Annotated in this window: 6 protein-coding genes; 2 read left to right on the forward strand and 4 right to left on the reverse strand. The window is 73.5% G+C overall.

The window, feature by feature from the left end; genetic code table 11:
• Positions 1–83: 83 nt before the first annotated feature.
• Positions 84–1,322 carry an ROK family protein gene (locus tag ACWCPI_RS11460; protein WP_451037907.1) on the reverse strand — a complete coding sequence of 413 codons (1,239 nt, stop codon included), beginning with the start codon at positions 1,320–1,322 and terminating at the stop codon, positions 84–86.
• Between the two features lie 189 nt (positions 1,323–1,511).
• A complete protein-coding gene (locus tag ACWCPI_RS11465) occupies positions 1,512–2,168 on the reverse strand; it encodes an alpha-ketoglutarate-dependent dioxygenase AlkB family protein (protein ID WP_451037908.1) in 657 nt (218 codons plus the stop codon).
• A 99-nt stretch (positions 2,169–2,267) separates the two neighbouring features.
• On the opposite strand from ACWCPI_RS11465, the gene ACWCPI_RS11470 reads away from it, so the two are divergent.
• Positions 2,268–3,401, forward strand: coding sequence for a methyltransferase (locus ACWCPI_RS11470; protein ID WP_451037940.1), 1,134 nt, complete (start codon positions 2,268–2,270; stop codon positions 3,399–3,401).
• 187 nt (positions 3,402–3,588) lie between these two features.
• On the opposite strand, the gene ACWCPI_RS11475 is transcribed toward ACWCPI_RS11470, so the two are convergent.
• Both ACWCPI_RS11475 and ACWCPI_RS11480 read right to left on the reverse strand, forming a co-directional pair.
• Positions 3,589–4,443 carry a class II fructose-bisphosphate aldolase gene (locus ACWCPI_RS11475; RefSeq protein ID WP_451037909.1) on the reverse strand — a complete coding sequence of 285 codons (855 nt, stop codon included), beginning with the start codon at positions 4,441–4,443 and terminating at the stop codon, positions 3,589–3,591.
• Between the two features lie 29 nt (positions 4,444–4,472).
• Entirely contained in the window at positions 4,473–5,354 is an 882-nt protein-coding gene (locus tag ACWCPI_RS11480; protein WP_451037910.1) for an SIS domain-containing protein, read from the reverse strand.
• 132 nt (positions 5,355–5,486) lie between these two features.
• Here ACWCPI_RS11480 and ACWCPI_RS11485 point away from each other — a divergent pair, with 132 nt between their 5' ends.
• Positions 5,487–6,266, forward strand: coding sequence for a DeoR/GlpR family DNA-binding transcription regulator (locus ACWCPI_RS11485; RefSeq protein ID WP_451037911.1), 780 nt, complete (start codon positions 5,487–5,489; stop codon positions 6,264–6,266).
• The last annotated feature ends 153 nt before the right edge of the window (positions 6,267–6,419 follow it).

The raw sequence follows: 6,419 nt of genomic DNA on the forward strand, positions 1-6,419 counted from the left end.
GCGCCGCACACGCGGATCCTGCAGACCGCGCAGGAGGCCTGAGGCCGCAGGTCCGTGCCGCCGGGCCGATCCGAGGGCAGGCCCTATGCCAGGGCGCCGAGCGGGTCGTCCAGCACCGGCTGCCAGGCCAACTCGGCCGCGCCGACCAGGCTGTTGTGATCGAGGGTGCAGGCGAGGATCGGGACGCCACCGCTCTGGCCCCACAGGCTGCGGTCGGCGACGACCGCGCGCAGCCGCTCGGGGTCGGCGTCGAGGAGGGTGCGGTGCAGGCCGCCGAGGATGATGCGGTCCGGGTTGAGGATGTTGACCAGGCCGGCCAGGCCCAGGCCGAGGCGGTCGATGAGGGTCTCGGTCGCCCTGCGGACCGCCGGGTCGTCGTACCGGGTGCGGATCAGGTCCTTGGCCTGCTGGAGCAGGGACACCTCGGGGCCGGGCTCACGGCCGGCCGCGGTGAGGAGCGCCAGCGGGTCGGCTTCGACGTCCAGGCAGCCGAGGCTGCCGCAGTGACAGGGCCGGCCCTCGGGGTTCACGGTGAGGTGGCCGACCTCCAGGGCCAGGCCCGAACTGCCGGTGTGCAGACGGCCGTCCAGCACGAGCGCACCACCCACGCCCCGGTGCCCGGTGGCCACGCACAGCAGGTCACGGGCGCCGCGACCCGCGCCGTGCCGGTGCTCGGCGAGCGCGACGAGGTTGACGTCGTTGGCGGTGAAGGCGGGGCCGGTGATCCCGGCCGCGCGCACGCACTCGGCGAAGATACGGCGGACGGGAGCGCCCACGGGCCACGCCACGTGCAGCGGGTTCAGGGCGAGGCCGTCAGGTTCGGCGACCGCGGACGGTACGGCGAGGCCGGCGCCGACGCAGCGCCGCCCGGTCGCGCGCAGCAGGTCGGCGCCCGCTTCCACGACCGACCCGAGGACCTTGGCGGGATCGGCGTCCACGGTCTCGCAGCCCGGCGCGGTGGCCACGATACGGCCGCCCAGCCCGACCAAGGCCGCCCGGAAGCCGTCGGCGTGCACCTGTGCGGCGAGGACGACCGGGCCGTCCTCGGCGACCGCCAGCCGGTGGGAGGGCCGCCCCTGGGAACCTGCGGCGGCGCCGGGCCGGGCGTCGACCCTGATCAGGCCGAGCGCCTCCAGTTCGGCGGCGACCGCGCCGGCCGTGGCCCGGGTCACCCCGAGCTCGGCGGTGAGGACCGCGCGCGTGGGAGCGCGCCCGGTGTGCACGAGCTCCAACGCGGGCCCGAGCGCACCCCGCCCCCGGTCCAACCGCGTCCTTGGGGTGGTCCCTTCCCCCGCCGCCCGGGGGTCCGCCTTGCCGCTCATGAGGGCGAGTCTCCCATGATCCGCAGGAGCGACGGCCCAGGGTCTGTCGTTCGGATCATGCCGGCGCCGCGGGGTCCGGAACGCGCGTCCGCGGCGTTGTCGTCGGATGCCGACTCCCCCGACTCCCGACTTCGCCGGAGCGGGGGACCCCGTCGCGCCGACGCCCTCCTCCGCCTCGCGGCAACACCCCTAGCGCCCGCTCACCCTGAGCGTGATGTTCAACCGCCCGGTCAGCCCCAACTCCTCGGGTGCGGTGCCCGGATGCACCTTCGGCACGCCGTGATGGGCGAGTCGCGCCGGGCCGCCGAAGACGAACAGATCGCCGCTGCGCAGTTCGACGTCCGTGTAAGGCCGGCCCCGGGTCTCGGTGTTGCCGAAGCGGAAGACGCAGGTGTCGCCGAGGCTCAGGGAGACCACGGGTGCGTCCGAGTCCTCGTCGCTGTCGCGGTGCATGCCCATACGGGCGTCGGCGTCGTAGAAGTTGATCAGCGCGATGTCGTACGCCGCCGCCTGTTCGCCCACCGGGCCCGCTCCCAGCGCGTCCCGCACCGCCCGGCGGCCCAGCTCGCCCAGCCAGTCGGGGAACGGTTTCACCGGGGCGCCGTCGCCGTCGACGACCGTGCGGGCGTAACCGTACGGGTACCAGTGCCAGCCCAGGCAGACCTGTCGGGCGCTCATCGTGCCGCCGCCGGGTGTGCGGACCGTGCGCAGGCCGGCCGGCGGGCGCGCCCACGCGCGGCACGCCGCCAGCAGCTCGCGCTGACGCCCGGCGTCCAGCCAGTCGGGCACGTGCACCGCGCCGGGCGCGACCTGCGTACGCGCCCGCGGAAACAGCTCGGCTTCCATGCCTCCCATCCTCTCTCTCACCGGCCGTGAGCCGCGGCTGGACCGGCGGTCCGGGAGCGGGCCGGGGTCGCATAGCCTTGACGCACGATGAACGACCGTATGCACACGCCCTGGGGCGAGCTGGCGCTGACCCGTTTTCCCCAGGACCCACGCGACCGGCTGCGTGCCTGGGACGCCTCCGACGAGTACCTCCTGCGTTATCTGGCGCAGCAGGAGCTCCCGCTGTCCGGCACGGTCGTGGTCGTCGGGGACCGCTGGGGCGCCCTGGTGACAGCGCTGGCGGCGCACCGGCCGACGCAGATCACGGACTCCTACCTCACCCAGGAGGCGACCCGGGCCAATCTCGTCCGGCACGGCGTGGAGCCCGGCACGGTCCGGCTGCTCACCACGCGGGACGAGCCGCCCAGCCGCGTCGACGTCCTCCTGGTGCGGGTGCCCAAGAGCCTGGCGCTGCTGGAGGACCTGTTGCTGCGGCTGGCGCCGGCGGTGCACGAGGGCACGGTGGTCGTCGGCACGGGCATGGTGAAGGAGATCCACACCTCGACGCTGCGGCTGTTCGAGCGGATCATCGGCCCGACCCGCACCTCGCTCGCGGAGAAGAAGGCCCGGCTGATCTTCTGCACGCCGGAGCCGACTCTCGACCGGCCCGGCAATCCGTGGCCGTACACCTACACGCTTCCGGACGGGATCGGCGCGGTCTCGGGGCGCGCGGTCGTCAATCACGCGGGCGTCTTCTGTGCCGACCGGCTCGACATCGGTACGCGCTTCTTCCTGAGCCACCTGCCGGACGGCAAGGTCGGCGGACGGATCGTGGACCTGGGGTGCGGCAACGGTGTCGTCGGGACGGCGATGGCGCTGGCGAACCCCGAGGCAGAGGTGCTGTTCGTGGACGAGTCGTTCCAGGCCGTGGCGTCGGCGGAGGCGACGTACCGGGCGAACGGGCTGACCGGGCGGGCCGAGTTCCGCGTCGGGGACGGGCTGGCGGGCGTCCCGGCCGCAAGCGCGGACCTCGTGCTGAACAACCCGCCGTTCCACTCCCACCAGGCGACGACCGACGCGACGGCCTGGCGGATGTTCACCGGCGCCCGGCGCGCGCTCGGGCCGGGCGGCGAGCTGTGGGTCGTCGGCAATCGGCATCTCGGCTACCACTTGAAGCTGCGGCGGCTGTTCGGCAACAGTCAACTGGTCGCGAGCGACCCGAAGTTCGTGGTGCTGCGGGCGGTCAAGAAGTAGGCGCGCCGGTCGCGCCGCCCGCTGTGAACCGCGGGCTGTCCAGGCGGTACGAGGCGCTCTCGCGGCGCCGGATCACACTCGTCGTCCGCGGCAGCGGCCGCCCAGGTCAGGCTGCTCGCCCCGGCGGAGCGGGAGGGGCGGCCACGCTTCGGGTCGGCCCACCCGAGCAGGCATGTTCCCCGGCGTGTCAGGAAGCCGCCAGCACCCGGATGACGCGGGCCACCTCCCGGACCATCGCCTCGCGTCCCACGCTCAGGTACTTGCGTGAGTCGACGGCCTCCGGGTGGGCGGCCAGGAAGTCCCGGACGGCGGCCGTCATGGCGATGTTGAGGGCCGTGCCGACGTTGACCTTGGCGATGCCGCCCGCCACCGCCGCGGTCAGTTCGCCGTCCGGCACTCCGGAGGAGCCGTGCAGGACGAGGGGGACGTCCAAGGTGGCGGACAGGCGCTTGACGAGCTCGTGGTCGAGGGTGGCGGTCCGGGTGGTCATCGCGTGGGAACTGCCGACGGCCACGGCGAGGGCGTCGACGCCGCTGTCCGCGACGAAGGCGTGCGCCTCCGCCGGGTCGGTACGGGCACCGGGGGCATGGGCGTCGAGGGGCGGCTCACCGTTCTTGCCGCCCAGCCGCCCCAACTCGGCCTCGATCCAGAGTCCTTGGTCGTGCGCCCAGTCGACGGCGGCCTTCGTCGCGGCGAGGTTGCCGGCATACGGCAGTCGTGCCGCGTCGTACATCACGGAGCTGAACCCGGCGCCCGGGGCCTGGCGGAGCAGGCCGTCGCTCCGGATGTGGTCCAGGTGCAGCGCGACGGGTACGGCGGCCTGTTCGGCGGCGGTGACGGCGGCACGGGCGAGTGGAAGGAGCCGCCCGTGGCGGAACTTGACGGCGTTCTCGCTGACCTGGAGCACGACGGGTGAACTCACCGACTCGGCGCCGGCGACCACCGCCTCGATGTGCTCCAGGGTGATGACGTTGAAGGCGGCCACTGCGGAGCGGGCTTCGGCGGCACGGGTGACGAGCTCGCCGGTGGTCACGAGGGGCACGGCCTGTCCTTTCTCGGCACGTCGGGGTGTCAGGGGGCGAGGATCACCGAACGGGTGAGGTGGCGGGGGCGGTCCGGGTCGAGGCCGCGGGCCACGGCGACGGCGACCGCGAGCCGCTGGGCGCGGACCAGCTCGGCGAGGGGGTCGAGGCGGCCCTCGATCCACAACCCGCCGGTGGCGCGCACCTGTTCGGCGAGTCCTTCGGGTGCCTCTCCGAACATCCAGGTCGCGGTGCCGTTCGTGGTGATGCTGATGGGGCCGTGCCGGTACTCCATCGCCGGGTACGCCTCGGTCCAGGACAGCGACGCCTCCCGCATCTTCAGCCCGGCCTCGTTGGCGAGCCCGACGCTCCAGCCGCGGCCGAGGAAGGTGAACTGGACGCAGTCCACGAGTCCTTCGGGCAGGTCGGCGGCGAGCGCGGTGCGGGCGTCGGACACGGCGGTGTCCGTGCGCAGGCCTAGGTGGGCGCGGAGCAGGGTGAGGGCGGTGGTGGCGAACCGGGTCTGCACGACGGACCGTTCGTCCGCGTAGTCGAGGACCACGACGTCGTCGGCCGCCGCCATGACGGGGGTGTCCGGGTCGGCGGTGACGGCCGTGGTGCGCGTGCGCCCCTTCAACCGCCCCAGCAGATCCAGCACCTCGGTGGTGGTGCCGGAGCGGGTGAGGGCGAGGACCCGGTCGTACGACCGTCCGCGCGGGAACTCCGAGGCGGCGAAGGCGTCCGTCTCCCCCTGGGACGACTCCTCGCGCAGCGCGGCGTAGGACTGCGCCATGAAGTACGAGGTCCCGCAGCCGACGATCGCGACCCGCTCGCCCGGCGCCGGGAGCGACGCGCCGGCCCCGCGGGCCTGCGTCGCGGCGCGCGTCCAGCACTCGGGCTGGCTGTTGAGCTCGTCCTCGACATGCGTCATGACGCCACCCTTCCGGCCCACGAGGGCTGAATGATTGTTCTTGCAAGATATAGCCAGCTTTCGAGCAGAATCAAGCAAGACGGTGGAAAGGCGTGCGCTAAGGTCGCCGGGAGATCGAGGGATGGAGGTCGGATGTCGCGCGACGCCCGCTGGAAGGCGCTGCTGGAGTTGCTCGTCGAGCGGGGCCGGCTGGACGTCGAGGAGGCGGCCGCCGAGCTGGAGGTCTCGGCCGCCACGATCCGGCGCGACTTCGATCAGCTCGCCGAGCAGCAGATGCTGGTCCGCACGCGGGGTGGCGCGGTCGTGCACGGAGTGTCGTACGAACTGCCGCTGCGCTACAAGACAGCGCGGCGCGCCTCCGAGAAGCAGCGCATCGCCAAGGCGGTGGCCGATCTCATCGCGCCCGGCGAGGCGGTGGGACTGACCGGCGGTACGACGACCACCGAGGTGGCGCGCGCCCTGGCCGTACGGGGTGACCTGGGGTCCGGCTCACCCGCGCTGACCGTCGTCACGAACGCGCTCAACATCGCCAACGAGCTGGCCGTGAGGCCCCAGTTCAAGATCGTGGTGACCGGCGGGGTGGCGCGCCCGCAGTCGTACGAGCTCATCGGACCGCTCGCGGACGGGGTGCTGTCCCAGATCACGATCGACGTGGCGGTGCTCGGTGTCGTCGCCTTCGACGTCACGCACGGCGCCGCCGCGCACGACGAGGCGGAGGCGGCCATCAACCGGCTGCTGTGCGAGCGGGCCGAGCGGGTGGTCGTGGCGGCGGACTCCAGCAAGCTGGGACAGCGCGCGTTCGCCCGGATCTGCGCCGCCGAAGCGGTGGACACGCTGGTCACGGACACGGCGGCGACGCCGGAGACGGTACGGCGCTTCGAGGATGCGGGGCTGAGCATCCTGGCGGTCTGAGTCGTGAGCCCGGCCGGGACGCGGGCCCGACCCGTACCCGCCCGCCTCTTTCGCCCTAGGTCGTGTCCGCAAAGTCCCGTCGTCCGCCCGGAGGGCGGGCCGCGCGGCGTATGGTGCGTGCTCTCGGCGTGCCGGGCGGAAGCCCTCGTACTG

Source organism: Streptomyces sp. NPDC001920 (assembly GCF_053594495.1).